Source organism: Helicobacter salomonis (genome assembly GCF_017979425.1).
Classification (GTDB): Bacteria; Campylobacterota; Campylobacteria; order Campylobacterales; family Helicobacteraceae; genus Helicobacter; species Helicobacter salomonis.
This window is the reverse complement of record NZ_JAERIS010000027.1, coordinates 1-18300: the sequence shown is the minus strand read 5'-3', so window position 1 is coordinate 18300 and position 18300 is coordinate 1. Positions and strand designations below refer to the sequence as shown.

Sequence of the window (18300 nt, the reverse complement as noted above, 5' to 3'; positions counted from 1 at the left end):
CTTAGAGCAATACAACTCTAAAATCTGCACTTGTCTAATTAAGCCTTCTTTTTGGTCGGCACTAGAAACACGGGCATAGGCGATGGTTTTGCGCTTATCGTTACAAAACACAAATTCTTTTTTGATCCCCCGCAAACTCTCTAAACTATACCTCCGTGCACCTCCTTGTGTGTAAACATCTGGTTTTAAAATCCCATGATTGTCCCAATTACGGAGTGTTTGTGCTGTTACCCCTAAGACTTTGCTTGCTTGACTGACTGATAACAATTTGTTTTTATCCATACCCCATGTTAGGCAAATCAAACTTAAAAAATTATAAAATATTGATAACTATTTATAAGAATATGCAAGAATTAAGTTACAGTTTTTAGCCCCCACTAGGGCAGCGTCTGCCACTAAGCTCAAAGCCCCTTCTTGGAGCATGTGGGCTAGATTCTCTTTGAAATTATTCTCTCGATTGAGAATGAAATTACTCAAACCTGCATCAAGCCCAGCCCCTGTGAAACCTCCTAGAGCTCCTCCTACAATGCCCCCTACCAGCCCTCTCTTGCTAGCCCCCTGCAAAGCTCCCCCCATAGAGCCCACAATGGAGAAGGCATTGCCTGCAATCAGAGTTTTAAAATTATCAAAGAAGTTGTCATTGACCTGGTAGAGCTGCGCATCCTTAGAGACAAACATCTTGCCCTTCTCATCAAAGTGCACCCCCTCAAAGCCTGCTGCTTTGGCAATGGCCTGTGCGCCTGCGCGGTATTGTTCTTTGAGCTTGGGGTCATCGCTAAAGAGCATGCTCAGAATGTTCTTCTCCTGGGCGATGTTGTCATACAAGGCCATCGCCTTAGAGACATCTGCTACCAAATGTCTAGCCTTGATGCTCTCTTGGTACTCTTGCAAATCCTGCTTAGCATCCATCATCAAGCTATTGAAAAGCGAAGTGCCAAAGTTGCGATCTCTATAAATTTGTCTTCTCTGCTCAGCACTGAGCTGGGCAACATCTTTGAGCTTGAGAATACTAGCGCGCATACGCTCTTGTTGGTATTCCCCCTTGCCCCTATCCCCCCCAAAAACCTCACTAGGATGCAAGAGTGCGTCTGTGATACTCATCTTCTCAAAGGCGACCCTAGAGAGGTATTGGCGTGCACTCTTGGGGAGTTTTTCATAGGGAACATTGTCCTTGAGTGCATCTTGGATGAGAGCGTGATAGCCTAATTTTTGCAGCTTTAAAGCTTGGGGTTCTGACATTCCCAAACTCAAGGCCTGCATGACATCCTCTTTCAAGCCTGCTTGTTGCTCTAACTTATGGGCTCTATCCTCCAAAGCTTTGAGAATGGCTTGGGGGTCTTTTTTAGAGGGGGTAACCTGCTGAGTGCTCTGTGTGGGTGTGCTGGGTGGAGTTGTAGAGCTCTGCGTAGGGTTTATGTGCCCTGGCAACACTTTTGACAATGTCAAGGGCAGCTTTCCTATCGGCTTTTTAATATGGGGCCTAGGAAGTGGCACAGCTACCCCCCCCCCCCAGTCAAACTAGACATCTACGACTCAAAGGGGGAGTTCTTAGGTGTGAAAGAATTTAGGGCACATTTAGACCACACTAAAAGCATTGTAGAGTGGTTACGCAATTTCTACGACAAAAAGGGCGACACCATCGCCTATATACGCATGGCAGGCTCAGACATACAGCACAACAATACGGTAAATCTTAGCAACACCCTAAGCCCCAATGACATTAAAAAGCACCTTTTTACCTGCGTGAGTGCAAAAAACATTGTGACAATGAGTGTCTATTTCTCCGTGCAACACTGCATTAAACCCACTTGGATCAACGACCGCGACCAGTTTTACGCCCCCCATGATGACTCGTGGCAAGCAGACACGGATTTTCTAGGGGATTGCTTGACTTTCATGCTCTTTCACGGCCAAAACCGTATTTCTTATAATCAGGGGGCTAATCACTTCATCCCCTTTAAAGAAGCGGAAGCTAAAGCCAGAGGGCGCTATGTTTACGCCCATAACTTTGAGGCGCAGCCTTGCTTCCCCATCCTCAATACAGAGGTATGATGCTATCATGCACAAAAGGTAGCCACCACTGGTGCGTTACTTTGAACTAAAGGATTGAGGAATAATGGAAAAGGTCTCAAATTCTGTATCTTGTGAACCCTCACAGCCCAAGGCAGAATACTTTTTATTGGGTACTTGTGGGCATGTTGACCATGGAAAGAGTGCGCTCATCAAAGCCTTGAGTGGATTTGAGGGGGACACAAGTGCCCATGAGAGAGAAGCGGGCATGACAATTGATTTAAGCTTTAGCAATCTTGAGGGCATGCAGCGCACTTTAGGATTTGTGGATGTACCCGGACATCAGAGCTTAGTAGCGACTATGATCTCTGGGAGCTTTGCACTGGATGCGGGGTTACTTGTGATTGATGCGCACGAGGGCATTAGAGAACAGACATTAGAACACATGCTAATTTGTTCGCTCTTACAAATTCCTTGTATTATTGTGATTAGCAAGATAGACAAATGCGCTCAAACCCAGAACTTGGAGCACAGGATACACGCTACACTCAAACAACACAATATTACTCTAATTGCCCTCTTTAAATGTAGTATTTACGATGAAGGTAGCATTCAAAAACTTAAAGATTTTCTCCTGCAATACCCTTTAGCTAAAAAGAGACCCACAAATGCGCTCAAAGACCTTTTCAGGCTTTATATCGATCGTGTCTTCGTCGTACAGGGTAGGGGAGTCGTGGTGAGTGGGACCTTGCTGGGCGGGCAGGTCAGAGTGCATGAAAATCTCTATGCCCTTCCTTTGGAAAAAGCCGTGCGTGTGAAGACATTACACCAGCATGGCAGGGAGGTGGTGCAGGCAAATATCCATGAACGGGTCGCCTTGCATTTGGGGGGCATCAAGGCTCAAGAACTTCGTGTTGGCATGCTTTTAAGCCATAAGGGAATTCTACGCGGGTTTAACACCTTAGATGTAGCGCTTCTGGCTCCACCAGATACCCCTTCCCTCAAGCACAATCAGGTTTTAAGTATGCAGATAGGGACTCTCAGATGTCAGGCTAAATTTCTGCACTTAGAGTCGCATTATGGAACCCTTATCACGAGTCAAAGTGTGTTTGCATGTTATGGTGATCGCATCATTTTAAGTCATCAGGGACGCGTGTGGGGAGCTGCCCTCATTTTAAATCCCATCGCCGATCCCCTCAAAAAACCCCTTAAACTTGCCCTGCTACATGCCCTAGAAACGCAGGATTTCCCCCAGGCATTCGCTATTCTAAGCAAGGCGCATCAAAGGGGTTTAGGCTTGCTTTGTGCTACCCAGCGCTTCGCTCTCACACAGCAGCTAGCCCTAGAGATAGCCCGAAAAGTCCCCGATACCATTGTGGATACGCAGGCCATGGTGCTTTATCCCAAGTGTGCTTTGGAAAATTTGGTGCAATCCATCAAGGCTGTTTACACGCGTAATGTCCATGCTCTCTTGAGTGTCAAAGGAATCTGTGCCAAACAAAGTCATGTTAGTGTGCATTTGGCGACTCTAGCTTTTAAAAAATTAGAAGAACAGGGCTACTTGCAGCAGGCACGCGGTTTATGGATGCGTAAGGGTGCCAAATTAGAGCAGCTGCAAGAGAGTTTGCAAAACCGACTCTATGCGAGCATTAAGTGCGCAGGCTTTGCGCCTGAGGCTCCCTATAATCTCTACCATGAGCTCGATATGGATCGCCAAGCAGGAGATGAGGCACTCAAGGCCCTATGTCGTGTGCACAAGGTTGTGCGCCTATGCCACAATGTCTTTGTGGAAAAAAACACCCTGGACTCGGTCGTAAATCTAATGCAACAACTTTTAAGCCAACATGGCTATATAGACATTGCCCTACTCAAAACGCAATTACATCTATCACGTAAGTTCTTGATCGCCTATTTAGAATACCTGGATCGCCTCGACCAAACCATTAATCGCGATGGCAGGCGTACTCCCAAATCCTAGAAACTAGGGTAGCCATTTTTCATGGGGGTGTAGAATTTGCGTGCCAAGATCGCTTTTGATTTCCACGCGCAACGCCTCATCGCAAAAGACTTCATAGCGCATCTTCTCATGTAGCATAAGCGTATAACTGGACAGAATGGGCAAAATTGCGCACCGATCCTCGTTGAGACTCACATGGTTGATACGCACCTTTTCAACTAAAGACTCGATTTCTAGCATGCGTTTAAAACGCTTGGCACCATAGTCGTGTGTCCAAGAGAGATAGGGTAGCTCTTGAATATAGAGCATAGCTTTAAGGGGCTGGGCAGGGGGCTTGGCTTCTTTTAAAAGCTCTTCACCTGTAGATAAACGCTCTGCCTCTAATAAGGCCAAGATTACAAAAAGCCATTTAAACAATTCTACTCTCCACTTAAACCCTTATCCAAGACAGAGCGCAGTTTTTCGACATTCTGAGCGCCTGTGGAGAAAAAGATTTCTACCCGGTTGTTACGCATGCGATTCTCTACGCTATCATTGGGAGCGACAGGGTTATTTTTGCCATAGGAGGTGAAGGAGAGTTTTTGTGGATCGATGCCATCTGCGATGAGCTCGCGCATCACTTTAGCGGCACGGCTAGCTGCAAGTGCATAATGATCTTTGAAGGGGACATTGGGAGGAATGGGCGTATTATCCGTATAGCCTCGGACATTGATCTGCACTTGTGCAGGCAGAGCGCGGATAATCGTAGCCACACGCGCAATATATTCCTGCATGCCAGCATTGATGGTGTCGCTATAGGGATTGGTAAAAATGAGACTAGAGGGTAGTTTGAGCACAGAACCCTGATCGGTTTGTTCCAACACACTCCCCTCACCCACCCTAGTGATAGTGGTTTGAGAACGCACCAGCTGTTCGCTAGAATTGCGCTCTTCTGTCACATCGTTTTGTAAATCACCCGGGGCAGGAGGAATGGGAATGACAGGTTGCACGGAATCGGGCACAGGCGCATAATCAAAGATTTTGATAAATTCTTTTTTGAGTGCCTTGACCTTTGCTTTGTTGACGACGGAAATCGCATACAACGCAATAAAGAGCGCCAGCAGAAGCGAAAGAAAATCCGCATAAGGAACTGCCCAACGCTCCCCAGCGGGGCATTCGACCTTTTTAGCTTTCTTTGCCATTATTCAAACATAGACTTTTTAGGCTCACCTGGAGCGATATAGTTGAGCAATTTCATCTCTAAATCCCTGGGGTTGTCTCCATTGGCAATCCCAATCACCCCTTCTAAAATTACAATTTTCTCTTTGAGAATGTCCTTGGACTTGTTTTTAAGCTTATTACCAAAAGGTCCAAAGAGCGCGTAAGAACACATGATTCCTGTAACGGTTGCGGTAAAAGCCCCCGCAATCCCTAGTGCCATCTCTTGGGGATTATCTAGTTTCTGTAAAGCCAACATCAAACCCAATACCGCCCCTACAAGCCCAAAGGTAGGCGCACTCTCGCCCGCCGTGATCCAATAATGCGCCGCGCCGTGATAATACTCCTCCAGCTCTTCAATCGCTACCTCCAAACTCTCTTGCACCGATTTAATGTCCTTACCATCGACAATCATAGAGAAACCATTGCGCGTGAAATCGTCTTCAATTTGGGCCACTTTGGACTCTAAAGACAACACCCCATCCTTACGCGCCATCGTGGAGAGCTCTACAATCGTCTTAATAGTCTCTTGAAGATTGATCTTGGGATTAAGAAAAACAATCTTGATTTCTTTAAAGGCTGCCTTGACATGGTGGGCGTGTGTGCTGACCATGGCAGCACACAGAGTTGTGGGCACGATGATGATGATGGAGCTTAGATGCACAACATGGATGGGGTTTCCTCCCTCCATAATGTCACCCACACTGATCGCCACAATGGCAAAAATCACACCAAGCACAGAAGTTAAATCCATAAAAGCCCTTTCTAATTACTGCGGGTAGTCTTCTAGGTTTTTGATTCCATGTTCCCCGCAAACACGGCATTTAGGGTTTCTCTTCACGTTCACGCGTCTAAAAGTCATTCCCTTAGTGTCCACACCCAATAAAACATCAGTGAGTAGGGGGAATCCTAAAAAATACTTAATGGTCTCAGCTGCTTGGATACAGCCCAACAAGCCCGGTAAGACGCCAAAAAGACCAGCCTTAAAAGTAGGATTGAGTTTGGGATCGGGAGGAGTGTCAAAGACACAAGCAAAACACGCGCTCTTCTTGGGCAAAACGGTCATGGTCTGCCCGCGGTATTTGAGCACGCCAGCATGGCTATAGGGCTTGTGACTTAGTACACAGGCATCATTAATCAAGAACTTACTGGCAAAATTATCCGTGGCATCGATAATGAAATGATAATCTCTGATAATTTCAAGGGCATTGCTTGCGTTCAGTCTGGTAAAATGCGTTTCTACTTGCACATCTGGGTTGAGCGCTAACATCTTGTGTTCAGCAGATCTAACCTTAGCGCTGTTGATCTCTTCGGTGGTATGAATAATTTGGCGTTGCAAATTGCTAAGCTCAATGACATCAAAATCTAACACCCCGATACGCCCAATGCCTGCTGCGGCTAAATACATCACATTGGGAGAGCCTAAGCCACCCGCCCCGATGACTAGAACACTCGCATTCAATAGCTTTTCCTGCCCTTCTTCACCCACATCTTCGAGCATCAAATGACGCTCGTAGCGCTCCCTCTGTGCGTCATTTAACATAAACATCCTTGTATGAAAATAGATTAGAGGTGGGCAATCCACGCCTTCATGTGGGGTTGCTCTTCCTTAAGTGTAGTGGGTTGCCCGTGTCCAGGATAAATGGGTTTATCCTGAGAGCTTTCTAAATTTTCAAAACGCCTCAAGGAGTCTTTCATGTCGGCAGGATTGGAATAAGGGAAATCATAACGCCCAATACTACGCTGAAAGATAAAATCCCCGCTGAAAAAAACACCCTCTAATTCGATCATGGAGCATCCTGGAGTGTGCCCGGGAAAATGCCAATAGGTGATGGGAATGTCAGCGATACTCAGAGTGGTAGTGTCTTTATGGCAGGCGACAGGGTGAATATCTTTCTCTGAGCAGGGGGTGAGCCCTAGAGAAAAGCAATCAGAGGTGAGCATGAATACATCGTCTGCAGGCGCATATAAAGGCACATGGGGCAGAGCCTTTTTGAGTGCGTGTGCGTCCCAGATGTGATCGTAATGTCCATGTGTGATGAGAATAGCTAAGGGCCTTTGGACATGCTCTAATACCCATTCTCTTGCCCCAAACCCTGGGTCGACTACAAAATCGCCCTGCTCTAGGGTAGCGATATAGCAATTAGTCTGAGTATTTCCAAAGGCCTTAACTTTGATCTGCATCACAATCCTTTATCCCATATTCTAGCAGATTTTTACTAAAGCTACCACTCGCGTGCCAAAACTTGTGGGTAAAGATACGAGAAGGGTTTGCATCAAGATTTCCTAACAATAGTTAGGCTGTTTTTAAAAAACTAGAGAGTTTTCGGCATGGAGACATATGATTGAGAATATCTGCGGCAATGAAATGGGAGTTTTTGTACGATTTTAGATACCGCCACCATATGGGTTCTAAAGAAAATGAGGATTTTTGCCGTTAATATTTTGAAGCAAGGAGGTTTGCATGTCTGTTCTCACCGGCAATGTGACTCATGTCAATCAAAATTCCCCCTTTGGTTCTATTGTGTATCAAAACGCCTTGCCTAAATTGGACAATGAGAATCACAAAGAGTTTTTAGAACGCCTACAAGCGGTGCAAGAAACACGCGCTTTAGAGAAAAATAGGGCTGTGCACCGTGATAAAGATGAAAATCCCTTAGCACAGCAGCATGAGCAACCCCCACAGGAACACCCCGATCCACGCTGCTTTAAGGATAAACAGCATTGTTACCACGGACATTACTACAGCGATAGTGCCTTGGAACGTGCTTTGGAGAATACAGAAGAACTAGAGGGCTTTCTTGAGCCCCATGTTTTAGATGTTATTATTTAATATTTTTTAATAATCTAAGTGAATGGCTCAAGCAAACAGAGGAGGCGCGAAATTGAAGCTATACTGCTGTGGTGCATGATCAATAAATTTGAATAAGGATGGATGAATGCATTTTGATTACGACTTAGTGGTGATTGGGTTTGGCAAAGCAGGTAAAACTTTGGCAGCTAGTGCGTCTAAGCTGGGCAAAAGGGTCGCACTGATTGAACAATCTAGGGAGATGTATGGAGGAACTTGTATTAATGTTGGTTGCATCCCTTCCAAGACATTGTTACACCTTGCCACCTATAAGAAAGGTCCCATGGGTTACAAGGAAAGCATAGATGAGAAGAACAAATTAGTCGCTTTACTACGCCAACAAAACTACCAAAATCTTATCAATGCGGGAGTGCATGTTGTAGAGGGCAGAGCAAGCTTCAAAGACCCCCATACGCTCATGATCTACCATAAAGACAGTTGCATGGAAATGAGCGCTCACAAGATTGCTATCAACACCGGTTCATTGCCCCTGGTCCCCCCTGTCCCTATTGACTCCGATCGCGTTTACGACAGCACAACTTTGATGCAACTCAACACACTGCCCACACACTTAGTGGTTGTGGGTGGAGGATATATCGGTTTAGAGTTTGCGAGTATGTTCAATCTTTTTGGGCGCGTAGGGAATAAAAACTTGACCAAGGTGAGTGTCTTGGTCCGTGGCGATACATTTTTGCCCAAAGAGGACGCTCTCTTCCAAAAGAGTATCTTAGAGTCGCTCACTCAAGCAGGGGTGGAGATCATCTGTAACGCACAATTAGAGAGTATCTCGGGCCATCAACTTTATTACCAAAATACCCAAACAAAACAGCAGGTATGTTTAGAAGCGGATGCTTTTTTACTTGCCACGGGGCGCGTGCCCAACACTATAGGGTTACAACTAGAGAAAGCAGGATTGCGTTTGGGGAAATATCAGGAAATTCTCACCAACGAGTTTCTCATAGCCAATGCCGATCATGAGGGCAATGTCTATGCTTTAGGAGATGTTAAGGGGGGCGAAATGTTTACCACCTATGTGAGTTTAGACGATTTTAGGATCGCCTTTAAACATCTCTATGGCGATCAATCGCGCACCACTAAGAATCGTGGAGTATTGCCAGAAGTGCTCTACATAGAAACCCCCTACAGCCATGTGGGCATGCGCGCCAAGAATGTCGAAAACTCCAGTCGAAAAATCTTGGTCAAAACTTTGGAAAGTGCCTCTGTCGTAAACAGTCGAATCGCGAAAAACACAACAGGTTATCTACAAGTTCTCGTCGAGGACAATGAACAGCAGTGTGTTTTAGGAGCTAGTTTGCATTGCACGCTCTCTTATGAACTGGTCAATCTCTTCAGTTTAGCTATCAACCAAAATTTAGGTTTCCATACACTTAAAGACATGATCTACACTCATCCTTCTATGACAGAAGGGATCAATTTATTCTAAAGTGGGATCAGAATTTAGGAGTTGATTAAGTATTTTAGGCTAGAATGAGGGTGCTAGCTAAATGCTAGGATATAAAATGGAAAAGGTTTTTGATGAAAACAAAGGTGGTTGATTTACTTAAACAACTTCAGGCTGACAGTGTCGTTTTGTTCATGAAAGTGCACAATTTCCATTGGAATGTCAAGGGGCCCGATTTTTACCCTGTGCACAAATTTACCCAAGAAGTCTACGAACAATTCGCCGAACTCTTTGACGACTTGGCCGAGCTGGTTTCTCAGCTAGGGCATGTCCCCGTAGTAACCCTAGCCGAAGCGCTCAAACTTGCCCATGTCAAAGAAGAGAGCAAGCACAACTTCAGGTCCAAAGATGTATTTGAAGCGGTTCTAGCAGATTATGAGTATTTGGAAAAGCATTTCGCTCAGCTCTCTGACCTGGCCGGTCAAGCAGGCGATAAGGTCACCATCGCCTTTGCAGACGAGCAACTCGCCAAATTGCAACAAGCTGTGTGGATGCTCAAGGCGAGCCTAGCGTAAATGTCTGACGACCTTTTTGGGGTGTTTGAGGGGGACCCTATAGAAAAGTGGGGGGATGTGCTTTTGCATGCGAGCCAAAAGCTTGTCAGAGCCGAGCTAGAACGACTCTTGGAGTTGCAGGCTCTGAGCGCGTTACTTTTGGAGGAGGCTGGGCTGGAAGGGAAACTTGAGGAATCGCTCAAGCAATGCAAACTCGATCATGCTCTACGAGAACGCGTGCGGGCTAAGGAAATCGATTTAGTGATGACTTCCATGGCTAATGTTTTGGGGCATGAGTAGGCTCTTTGTCGTTTTGATCGTGTTATGTGGGATCGCCATGGCAAAGAGCCTAGATGAAATCCTGGAACTCAAAAAAGACCAAGTTTACAAGGGGGAATTGCAACTAGGCAAATTCAAAAAAACCCTTTCCTTGCGCTGGACACTCTTTAAAGATGGTGGGCTTGTGGTGCATCTCAAGTGCAATGATTTTCCCTACCAATTCATTCTCTACCCTGATTTCCAGCGCGATACTTTTCGACTCGACCTCTTTAAAGAGGTCGTTCAGTCACATACGAGTGAGAGTGTAGACCCTACACCCCCCTACTTTGCTTTGACTTTCAAAAAATTTGACTCCGCACAAGATCGGGCATCTTTGCGTGTACGCGCCTCGCCTAAACTCATGTGGATCGAGCAACCTTAATGCTGGAACAAATCGTTCAAAGAATCCAGCAGTTTTTAGTTCAAGTGCAGAGCGTGGATGTGGAGCATATGGCTAGTCTTTTAGGACAGGGGAAGATGTTGCGCAGCAAATTGATTTTGGCGATCTGCCCTGAACATCCCCAACTCATCGACTTTTGCGCCATCATCGAGATGATTCAGAGCGCTTCCCTCCTGCATGACGATGTAATCGACAATGCTCAGACCAGACGCGCCCACGATTCCATTAACCACACCTTTGGCAACCAAAACGCCATCATGTTGGGCGATGTCTTCTATGCTAAGGCCTTTTTGGAGCTCACCAAATTAGATACGAAAGTTGCCCAATTGGTCGCTCATAGCGTGATGGAACTCTCTAGGGGGGAGATTAAAGATGTGATGGCTTCTAATGCCTTCCACAGCGACACAGCACGCTATATTGATATCATTCGGGATAAAAGCGCATCCTTAATGGTGGCAAGTTGTGCGGGCGCGGCTCTGCTAGCAGGGCTAGACCCACGAGACTACCACACTTTCGGGCTCAATTTTGGGATCGCTTTTCAGATCATGGACGATCTACTAGACATCACTCAGCCTAAAGAGGTTTTGGGCAAGCCTGCCTTTAGTGACTTTAAGGAGGGTAAAAGCACTTTGCCCTATATTCTATTGTACCAACAACTAGACCCTTCCAACCAAGCCCACCTACAAGCCTGCTTTAAAAATGCTGATGAACAAGCCCTAACATGGTGTGCAGAACAATTTAAAACCCACGATATCGTCCCCCAAGTCTTCGAACACATTAAGCATTATGCCCATTGTGCCCTACAAGCCATTAAAGGGCATAGCGCATTAGAAAAAGTGGCTTCTAGCTTAATCAAGCGAGAATTTTAATGCAACCGCTTTACCTCACCCTGGGCTTTAGTCATAAACTCTTACCCATTGATACCCGCGAAAAGCTTGTTTTTAAACAGGAGGCGTTGCTAGAGTTTTTAGCGCACTTCAAAAAAGAACATCCCAGCGTGCATGAAATTATGGCACTTTGCACCTGCAACCGCGTAGAGTTTTACTTCTACGCTCACAGTCCCGATCAGATTGCCCACCATCTGCTCAAAGCCCTTGCGCATACTAAACAAGTGGACGTTAAAAGCCTGCAAACTAGCTTAGAGACCCACACCCAAGAACACGCGATCCACCATGTCTTTTGCGTAGCAAGTAGCTTAGATAGTTTAGTGGTGGGTGAAACCCAAATCACTGGACAGTTTAAAGACGCGTTTAAGGCATGCTTGCAAGCGGGCTTGTGTGCTAAACACCTCAGCCGTTTAGCTCATTTTGCGCTCAAATGTGCGGCAGGGGTACGCAACGCTACGGCGATCTCTTCCCAAGCAGTCTCGATCGCCTCTGTGGCGGTCAAGCAGGCACTGGAGATTTTGAGCACAGAAGAAGTAGACAAGCGCGCGATGGTGGTAGGTGTGGGGGAAATGGGGCAGTTGGTGTGTAAACACCTACTAGCTAAGGGTTTTGCAGTGGAACTTTATAACCGCAATTTGGAGCGCGCCAAAGATTTTGCCAAGAGTTTAGATGATTCCAATTTACAGGTGCAACCCTTCAGCGCACTAGAGCAGGGAATCAACACCCACACCTTTTTATTTTGCGCCACCCGTGCGCCTCATAGCGTGATCACCACAGAGATGATACACCCCTGTAATTTCAGGCGTTGGTGGTTTGATTTGGCCGTACCTAGGGATATTGAACCCCCAACAGAGCCCCACATTTGGCTGTATAGCGTGGATGATTTACAAGGTGTAGTAGCGCAGAATTTAGAGCAACGCCAAAAGGACACCCGCCATGCCTACCAAGTCGTGGGGCAGTTCAGTATTAAATTTGCCCAATGGTTGCAGAGTCTAGAAGTCGACCCTCTCATTAAGGATTTAAGAGGGCTAGCTAAAGAAGCAGCGCTCAAAGAATTACACCGCGCGATCAAAAAGGGCTTTTTGCCCCAAGAGTATGAGCAAAGCGTGGCACGCATTTTACACAACGCTTTTAATACCTTTTTACACCACCCCACTGCCACCCTCAAAAAAAATGCCCACAAACCTGAGGGCGACATGTTGGGCGAATGCCTTAAAAGTCTTTTTAACTTAGGTAAAGAGAGTATGTTTATTAACCGTTACAAATGCGAGTTTAGCGAGGAAGGATTTTAATGCGTTTTTCTCAACTCTTTGCTCCCACTACAAAGGAAATCCCCAAAGACGCTGTGCTGAAAAGCCACCGCTTTATGGTACAGGGGGGGTTTATCCAGCAAATGGGGAGTGGGCTTTATCACTTTTTGCCTTTAGGGCATAAGGTGTTGAGCAAGATTAGGGGGGTGATTAAAGAAGTGATGGATTCTTATGGCGCGCAGGAGTGCACACTAGGTTTTGTCGTGCCCGCCTCTTTGTGGCAGGAGAGCGGACGATTTGAACAATACGGCAAAGAGCTTTTAAGCTTTTTGGATCGCAAAAATAACCCCTGTGTGCTCTCTCCCACCCACGAAGAGCCCATCACAGAGATCATTAAAGCCCATATCAAGAGCTATAAGCAACTCCCCCTAAATCTCTACCAAACCCACACCAAGTTTCGCGATGAAATCCGCCCCCGCTTTGGACTGATGCGTGCACGCGAATTTGTGATGAAGGATGCTTATAGTTTTCATGCTAGCACGGAATGCTTAGATAGGGAGTTTGAGCGCATGCATGCAGCTTATAGTGAAATTTTCATCAAACTAGGGTTGGATTTTCGCGCAGTGGAGGCAGATAGCGGGGCGATTGGAGGGAGCAAGAGTAAGGAATTTGTGGTCTTAGCCGAATGTGGGGAAGATAGCGTATTTGTGTGCCAACAATGCAATTATGCGGCTAATGTGGAGATCGCCAAGCGCGCTAAACGCACAGAACCGGACAATGTCCCCAAAGCCCGCTTTGCTAAATTCCACACTCCTAACACCCCCACTATCGAAGCGCTTAGCGCCTTTTTTAAAGTGCCCCCCTACTTTTTAATGAAGGCGGTGATCAAAAAAGCGCGCTTGCATGAGGGAACGCGCCCGGTGGTGTTTTTCTTAAGAGGGGATGATCAATTAGAGGGGACTAAAGCCCTCAATGCCTTTAACAAAAGCGCCCAACAAAACGCCCTAGAATTAGAGGAGATGAGCGTACAAGAGATCACGGAGTTAGGCTTACCAGTGGGTTACATCGGGGCTTACGGGGTCAAAAACCTCGTGCCTGATATAGAGGTGATCTTTGATGTAGATTTACAAGAAGCGGATTGTTTGATCTGTGGAGCTAATGAGCTTGATGCGCACTTCGTGGGTGTAGATTTATCCACCTTTGCCAATTTAAATTACCAAGACATCGCCCAAACCCGCCCAGAGGATACTTGCCCAGAATGTCAAGGACCTTTGAGCGAAAAACGCAGCATTGAGGTGGGGCATATTTTCAAATTGGGCAATAAGTATTCTAAGAGCATGGAGGCACGCTATTTAGACCAAGAAGGACGCTTACAATACTTTGAAATGGGCTGTTATGGCATTGGAGTGAGTCGCTTGATGAGCGCGATTTTAGAGCAAAATAGCGATAAAAAGGGGTGTGTGTGGAGCAAGGCAAGTGCGCCCTTTGAGGTGGTGGTGATTGTGGCTAATTCTAAAGACAGCGCACTAGAAGCACTAGGCACAGCAATCTATGAAGAGCTTAAGGGGGCAAAAATTGATGTCTTGCTAGACGATCGCCTTGATCGTTTTGGGGCCAAAATGGCAGATTTTGAGCTCATTGGGTGTTCTTACGCGCTCATTATAGGCAAACAAGCCCTAGAGGGGCAAATAGAGCTTATTGCACGGCAGGGTTTGGGTAAGCGCGTGATTGCACGCGAAACCATCGTGCCCACTCTCTTGGAGGCATTGACTTAATGCCCTTTTTATTTGTCTTGGGGGTGTTCTACCTTGTGGTAGAGGTCTTTCTCATCATGAGTGTGGTAGGGCAATTTGGCCTCCTTGCCTTTCTCTTAGAGGTTGTTGTCAGCGCGCTTTTGGGCGGGGGCGCACTTTTAAAGGGCTCGTTAAAAGTGTTGGATTTGAGAGAGCGCGATCCTCTGCAATGGATGGGGGGTGTGTTTTTGCGCACCATTGGGGGGTTACTTCTCATCTTGCCAGGGGTGCTCTGCGATGTCTTTGGTTTATTGGCTTTATTGGTAGCATGGCTTAGAGAACCTTCCCAAAGAGATGATGGGATCATCGATGTCGAAGTGCTAGATAAGGATAAAGATGGGCGCTAGAGTGGTCATTGGGAGTCGGGGGAGCGCGCTCGCGCTGTGGCAGGCAGGCTACATTCAAGAGCTCTTAAAACCTCTGGGTTTACAGAGTGAAATTAGAATTGTAAAGACTAAGGGAGATAAGATTTTAGATGTCCCCTTAGCTAAGATCGGGGGTAAGGGGCTTTTTACCAAAGAATTGGAAGTCCTGCTTCTCAAGGGGGAAATTGATTTAGCCGTGCATTCGCTCAAGGATGTGCCCGTAGACTTAGAAGAAGGCTTAGTATTAGCCTGTGTGAGCGCACGCGCCAACCCTCAAGATTGTTTTTTGAGTTACAAATACCCTAACTTGCAAGCCCTACCCCCCTATGCGCGTGTGGGCACCACCTCGCTTAGGCGTGCCATGCAGCTTAAAGCCCTGCGTGTAGATACTGACCCCTTGAGTTTGCGTGGGAATGTGCAAAGGCGTTTGGAGCGCCTAGAGGGTGGAGACTTTGAAGCGGTGATTTTAGCATGCGCGGGAGTGGAGCGCCTAGGGCTTGAGTTGCCCTATCAAGTGCCCTTGAGCTTGGAAGAGATGATTCCTAGCATGGGACAGGGCGCGCTGGGAATTGAGATGTGCGCCAATCACCCTCTCTTAGCCAAAATCTCTAGTTTAAATGACCCCAATAGCGCGCTGTGCTGTGGCTTAGAGCGCGCTTTTGTACGCGCTTTGGGTGGGGGTTGTCAGGTGCCCTTAGGCGTACATGCGCGCTTACAAGGTAAGCAAATAGAGATGCGCGCCATTGTGGGGCTTGTGGATGGGCTAACTTTTATTAAGGAGTGTGCCACAGCCCCACACGATCGTGCCCAAGAGTTGGTGCAGGATTTGATTAAAACCTTCAGGCAAAAAGGAGCATCAGAAATTTTAGCTCAGACGCAGTTGGGCTGACTGCGTGTAGTTCCATGGTCCTACCGATTCGTCGGGATTTTCAGCGTGTCTGAGGGATATTGATTTCCACAATAAGTTCTGCGGCGCATTGCATCAAACCGCGGACTCAATAAATCTTTGCTCTCCAAATTATCCTTAGTGTGAATCCCTGCTAAGGGCAAAAGAGTGTGAATGAGATCATCGCTCATAAAGGGTTTATGCACCGCTTGGGCAAGTTGTCGCACTTTTTGAGGACGTTTTTGCTTAAAGAGATCGGTAACATAAATGACAAAGGGGATTTCTACCCCATAGGTAGAGCAGCGATGCCCATAGTTTCGATCGCTTTCAAACACATCTTCGGCGTGATCAGAGAGATAGAGAATAATGGCATCTTGCGTTGAAAAAAATTGAAAAATCTCGTGCAAGATGTAATCTGTATAGTAGAGCGAATTCACATAATCGGCGACAATTTGTTTATCTGCGTTGTCTTGCACATGCAAGTTTTCATAAGGGATTTGAGTGGGGCTAAATTTAGCAAAACTTTTGGGAAAACGCCTATGATAGATCGCATGGCTTCCAAAGAGATGAAATAGAATAAAATTTTTGGAGGCAAGTTGGGGTTGCACATGATGCTTGAAGACTTCTAAAGTCCAACCATCCTGAGTGCTATTTTGGATATCCAAAGGTCCATTTGCCCAATACTTATGCGTGAAAGGATGGGCTAGAAAGGCAAAAACATTGTTACCATCTAAATTATCTTGCGCATCGATCCAAAAAGTCTTGTAACCTGCTAAGTTAAAAATGCGACCCAAATTCTTCTGTTGAAACCAAGGACCAGCGTGGTTTTCCACATCGCCGTAATTGAGCAAAGTTCTAAAAACCGTGTAAGTATTGGCAAAAACCGAGATCACATTATCAAAGACAAATAAGTTTTGCGATCGATGCTTTGCGATCTCGCTTAACAAAGGCGTGTTGGGCACACGATAGCCATAGAGATTCATGAAATTCCTAGAGGCACTCTCCCCCACAACTAAGATCACATTGGGCACGCTATCAGCATCCACATGCACATAGTCTTTGGGGTAGGGCTGTTTGAAACTCTGATAAATGGCTTTGGTCTGGTTGTCCTTGAAGTTTTCAATGATGGCAGAAACTTCTTTCACCACAGGAATGACTCGTGTTGTGATATTGGGATCGATAAACACGCCATGCAAGCCCTGTAAATAGTAGGTGCTCAAAATATGCACCCAAAAGAGCCCAAAAAGAATTACTAGTGTTCTAAGGCGTTGTGGCATGTTCAAACATAATTTAAAACGCACAAGATACAAGAAACCCACACAGGTAGTAAGATAGCCTAGTATAAAACCTAATCGGGGCAAGACCATGCTAGTCAAAAACTCTTGGCTCTCTCTTACATTCGTGGCTAAAAGTGTGCCCACTAGAGAGGGAGTGAAGCCCATGTGGAAGTAGTAAGAAACAAAGAAATCTATAAAAGTCAGACTCAAACTCAAAACTAGCATGGCATTTTTCAAAAACCTAACCAGACCTTGAGGCTTGATGAAACTTAGCAAAAAGTAAAACACATAAAAGACCAAAAAGCCATAGAAGGCCACTTTGAGAGCATGCCAGAGTGTTGTTGCCACTCCCCCCATTTGCACATCCACAGAGAAAAAACTCGCCACTATGGGAACTAGCCACATCAAAAAGAAGCGATTATCTAGGATCATGCCAACCTCGATCAAAACAAATAAGGGCGCATTCTAACACATTTTGCTATGGCCTATGTCTATGTTTGGCTTGCTAGGGCTTTTTTGCATGCAGATGTAGCTCGATCTCTGTGCACGACACTGCCATCATATTATCTTTATCCAAATTGCGCGTAAAACTCCGCCCTTCAGGGCGGAGATGTAAGCGCACCTAGATACCGATAGTCAACAATGCAATCAAACAGGTGTTTCTTGTTCTTGGATATAGCGTTTAATCAGTTCTAAAGGAGCACCGCCACAACTCCCAGCAAAATAGCTAGGAGACCACAAGTGATCACCCCATAATGTGTTGCAGACACTTTTAAACTGCTGGGTGCGCACTCTCCTAGAACTCACACCCTTTAAAGAATTGACCAGCTTAGAAATGCTCACCTTTGGTGGGTAGTTAATGAGCAAATGCACATGATCAGATTCTCCATCAAACTCTACTAGCTTGCTTTCAAAGTCTTCACACACTTTTTTAAAGACTTTGCCTAGAAAATCTATCACTTCTTTGTTGAAAGCCTTACGCCTGTACTTAGTTACAAAGACCAAATGCACATGTAAGAGAAATACACAATGTCTGCCGTGCCTAATATCACTAGACTTTACCATAGACCAATATTAACATGATTGTGCTAAACTCCAAGAATGCAGATCAATAAGGGCTTTAAATACCGCTTGTCCCTTACAAAAGAGCAAA

21 protein-coding genes are annotated in these 18300 nt (G+C 45.9%); 12 read left to right on the top strand and 9 right to left on the bottom strand.

Going from position 1 to position 18300, the window contains the following annotated elements:
- A partial coding sequence (locus tag KCO92_RS06010) for a MerR family DNA-binding transcriptional regulator (RefSeq protein ID WP_210647469.1) occupies window positions 1-282 on the bottom strand: 282 nt, incomplete at its 3' end.
- 48 nt (window positions 283-330) lie between these two features.
- Window positions 331-1440: a hypothetical protein gene (locus KCO92_RS06005; RefSeq protein ID WP_210647468.1), complete on the bottom strand. Its 1110-nt coding sequence runs from the start codon at window positions 1438-1440 to the stop codon at window positions 331-333.
- A gap of 114 nt (window positions 1441-1554) precedes the next feature.
- Here KCO92_RS06005 and KCO92_RS06000 point away from each other — a divergent pair, with 114 nt between their 5' ends.
- Together KCO92_RS06000 and selB are read left to right on the top strand one after the other, a co-directional pair.
- Entirely contained in the window at window positions 1555-2052 is a 498-nt protein-coding gene (locus tag KCO92_RS06000; RefSeq protein ID WP_158653602.1) for a hypothetical protein, read from the top strand.
- Between the two features lie 64 nt (window positions 2053-2116).
- On the top strand, window positions 2117-3988 hold the full coding sequence (gene selB, locus KCO92_RS05995) for a selenocysteine-specific translation elongation factor (protein ID WP_104696290.1): 1872 nt from the start codon (window positions 2117-2119) through the stop codon (window positions 3986-3988).
- 3 nt (window positions 3989-3991) lie between these two features.
- Here the strand turns inward: selB and KCO92_RS05990 are convergent, their stop codons facing one another.
- The 5 genes from KCO92_RS05990 to KCO92_RS05970 are packed head-to-tail and all read right to left on the bottom strand — an operon-like array spanning window position 3992 to window position 7348.
- Window positions 3992-4384, bottom strand: coding sequence for a hypothetical protein (locus KCO92_RS05990; protein ID WP_199766211.1), 393 nt, complete (start codon window positions 4382-4384; stop codon window positions 3992-3994).
- A gap of 2 nt (window positions 4385-4386) precedes the next feature.
- A complete protein-coding gene (motB, locus tag KCO92_RS05985) occupies window positions 4387-5148 on the bottom strand; it encodes a flagellar motor protein MotB (protein ID WP_104696291.1) in 762 nt (253 codons plus the stop codon).
- Complete coding sequence (gene motA / locus KCO92_RS05980; protein ID WP_104696292.1) at window positions 5148-5918, bottom strand: flagellar motor stator protein MotA; 771 nt, start codon at window positions 5916-5918, stop codon at window positions 5148-5150. The genes motB and motA overlap by 1 nt, the downstream gene beginning before the upstream one ends.
- A gap of 15 nt (window positions 5919-5933) precedes the next feature.
- Entirely contained in the window at window positions 5934-6707 is a 774-nt protein-coding gene (locus KCO92_RS05975) for a HesA/MoeB/ThiF family protein (protein ID WP_104696293.1), read from the bottom strand.
- Between the two features lie 23 nt (window positions 6708-6730).
- Window positions 6731-7348, bottom strand: a complete 618-nt coding sequence (locus KCO92_RS05970; RefSeq protein WP_104696294.1) for an MBL fold metallo-hydrolase — start codon at window positions 7346-7348, stop codon at window positions 6731-6733.
- Window positions 7349-7628: 280 nt separating this feature from the next.
- Between KCO92_RS05970 and KCO92_RS05965 the strand changes: the two genes are divergently transcribed.
- The 10 genes from KCO92_RS05965 (at window position 7629) to hemC (ending at window position 15873) form a co-directional block, all read left to right on the top strand.
- Entirely contained in the window at window positions 7629-7997 is a 369-nt protein-coding gene (locus KCO92_RS05965; RefSeq protein WP_104696295.1) for a hypothetical protein, read from the top strand.
- Between the two features lie 106 nt (window positions 7998-8103).
- Window positions 8104-9459 carry an FAD-dependent oxidoreductase gene (locus KCO92_RS05960; RefSeq protein ID WP_104696296.1) on the top strand — a complete coding sequence of 452 codons (1356 nt, stop codon included), beginning with the start codon at window positions 8104-8106 and terminating at the stop codon, window positions 9457-9459.
- Window positions 9460-9551: 92 nt separating this feature from the next.
- Window positions 9552-9992 carry a Dps family protein gene (locus KCO92_RS05955; protein ID WP_104696297.1) on the top strand — a complete coding sequence of 147 codons (441 nt, stop codon included), beginning with the start codon at window positions 9552-9554 and terminating at the stop codon, window positions 9990-9992.
- Window positions 9993-10271, top strand: a complete 279-nt coding sequence (locus KCO92_RS05950) for a DUF2018 family protein (RefSeq protein ID WP_104696298.1) — start codon at window positions 9993-9995, stop codon at window positions 10269-10271. It begins immediately after the preceding gene.
- A complete protein-coding gene (locus KCO92_RS05945) occupies window positions 10264-10671 on the top strand; it encodes a hypothetical protein (protein ID WP_104696306.1) in 408 nt (135 codons plus the stop codon). The genes KCO92_RS05950 and KCO92_RS05945 overlap by 8 nt, the downstream gene beginning before the upstream one ends.
- A complete protein-coding gene (locus KCO92_RS05940) occupies window positions 10671-11558 on the top strand; it encodes a polyprenyl synthetase family protein (RefSeq protein ID WP_104696299.1) in 888 nt (295 codons plus the stop codon). The genes KCO92_RS05945 and KCO92_RS05940 overlap by 1 nt, the downstream gene beginning before the upstream one ends.
- Window positions 11558-12868, top strand: coding sequence for a glutamyl-tRNA reductase (hemA, locus tag KCO92_RS05935; protein WP_104696300.1), 1311 nt, complete (start codon window positions 11558-11560; stop codon window positions 12866-12868). The genes KCO92_RS05940 and hemA overlap by 1 nt, the downstream gene beginning before the upstream one ends.
- On the top strand, window positions 12868-14601 hold the full coding sequence (proS, locus tag KCO92_RS05930) for a proline--tRNA ligase (RefSeq protein ID WP_104696301.1): 1734 nt from the start codon (window positions 12868-12870) through the stop codon (window positions 14599-14601). Before hemA ends, proS begins: the two co-directional genes overlap by 1 nt.
- Window positions 14601-14966 carry an FxsA family protein gene (locus tag KCO92_RS05925; RefSeq protein ID WP_104696302.1) on the top strand — a complete coding sequence of 122 codons (366 nt, stop codon included), beginning with the start codon at window positions 14601-14603 and terminating at the stop codon, window positions 14964-14966. Before proS ends, KCO92_RS05925 begins: the two co-directional genes overlap by 1 nt.
- Entirely contained in the window at window positions 14956-15873 is a 918-nt protein-coding gene (gene hemC / locus KCO92_RS05920) for a hydroxymethylbilane synthase (protein WP_104696303.1), read from the top strand. The genes KCO92_RS05925 and hemC overlap by 11 nt, the downstream gene beginning before the upstream one ends.
- Before the next feature lie 20 nt (window positions 15874-15893).
- On the opposite strand, the gene KCO92_RS05915 is transcribed toward hemC, so the two are convergent.
- On the bottom strand, window positions 15894-17579 hold the full coding sequence (locus KCO92_RS05915) for a phosphoethanolamine transferase (protein WP_104696304.1): 1686 nt from the start codon (window positions 17577-17579) through the stop codon (window positions 15894-15896).
- Between the two features lie 216 nt (window positions 17580-17795).
- Window positions 17796-18212: an IS200/IS605 family transposase gene (gene tnpA / locus KCO92_RS05910; protein WP_210647467.1), complete on the bottom strand. Its 417-nt coding sequence runs from the start codon at window positions 18210-18212 to the stop codon at window positions 17796-17798.
- Window positions 18213-18300: the final 88 nt, after the last annotated feature.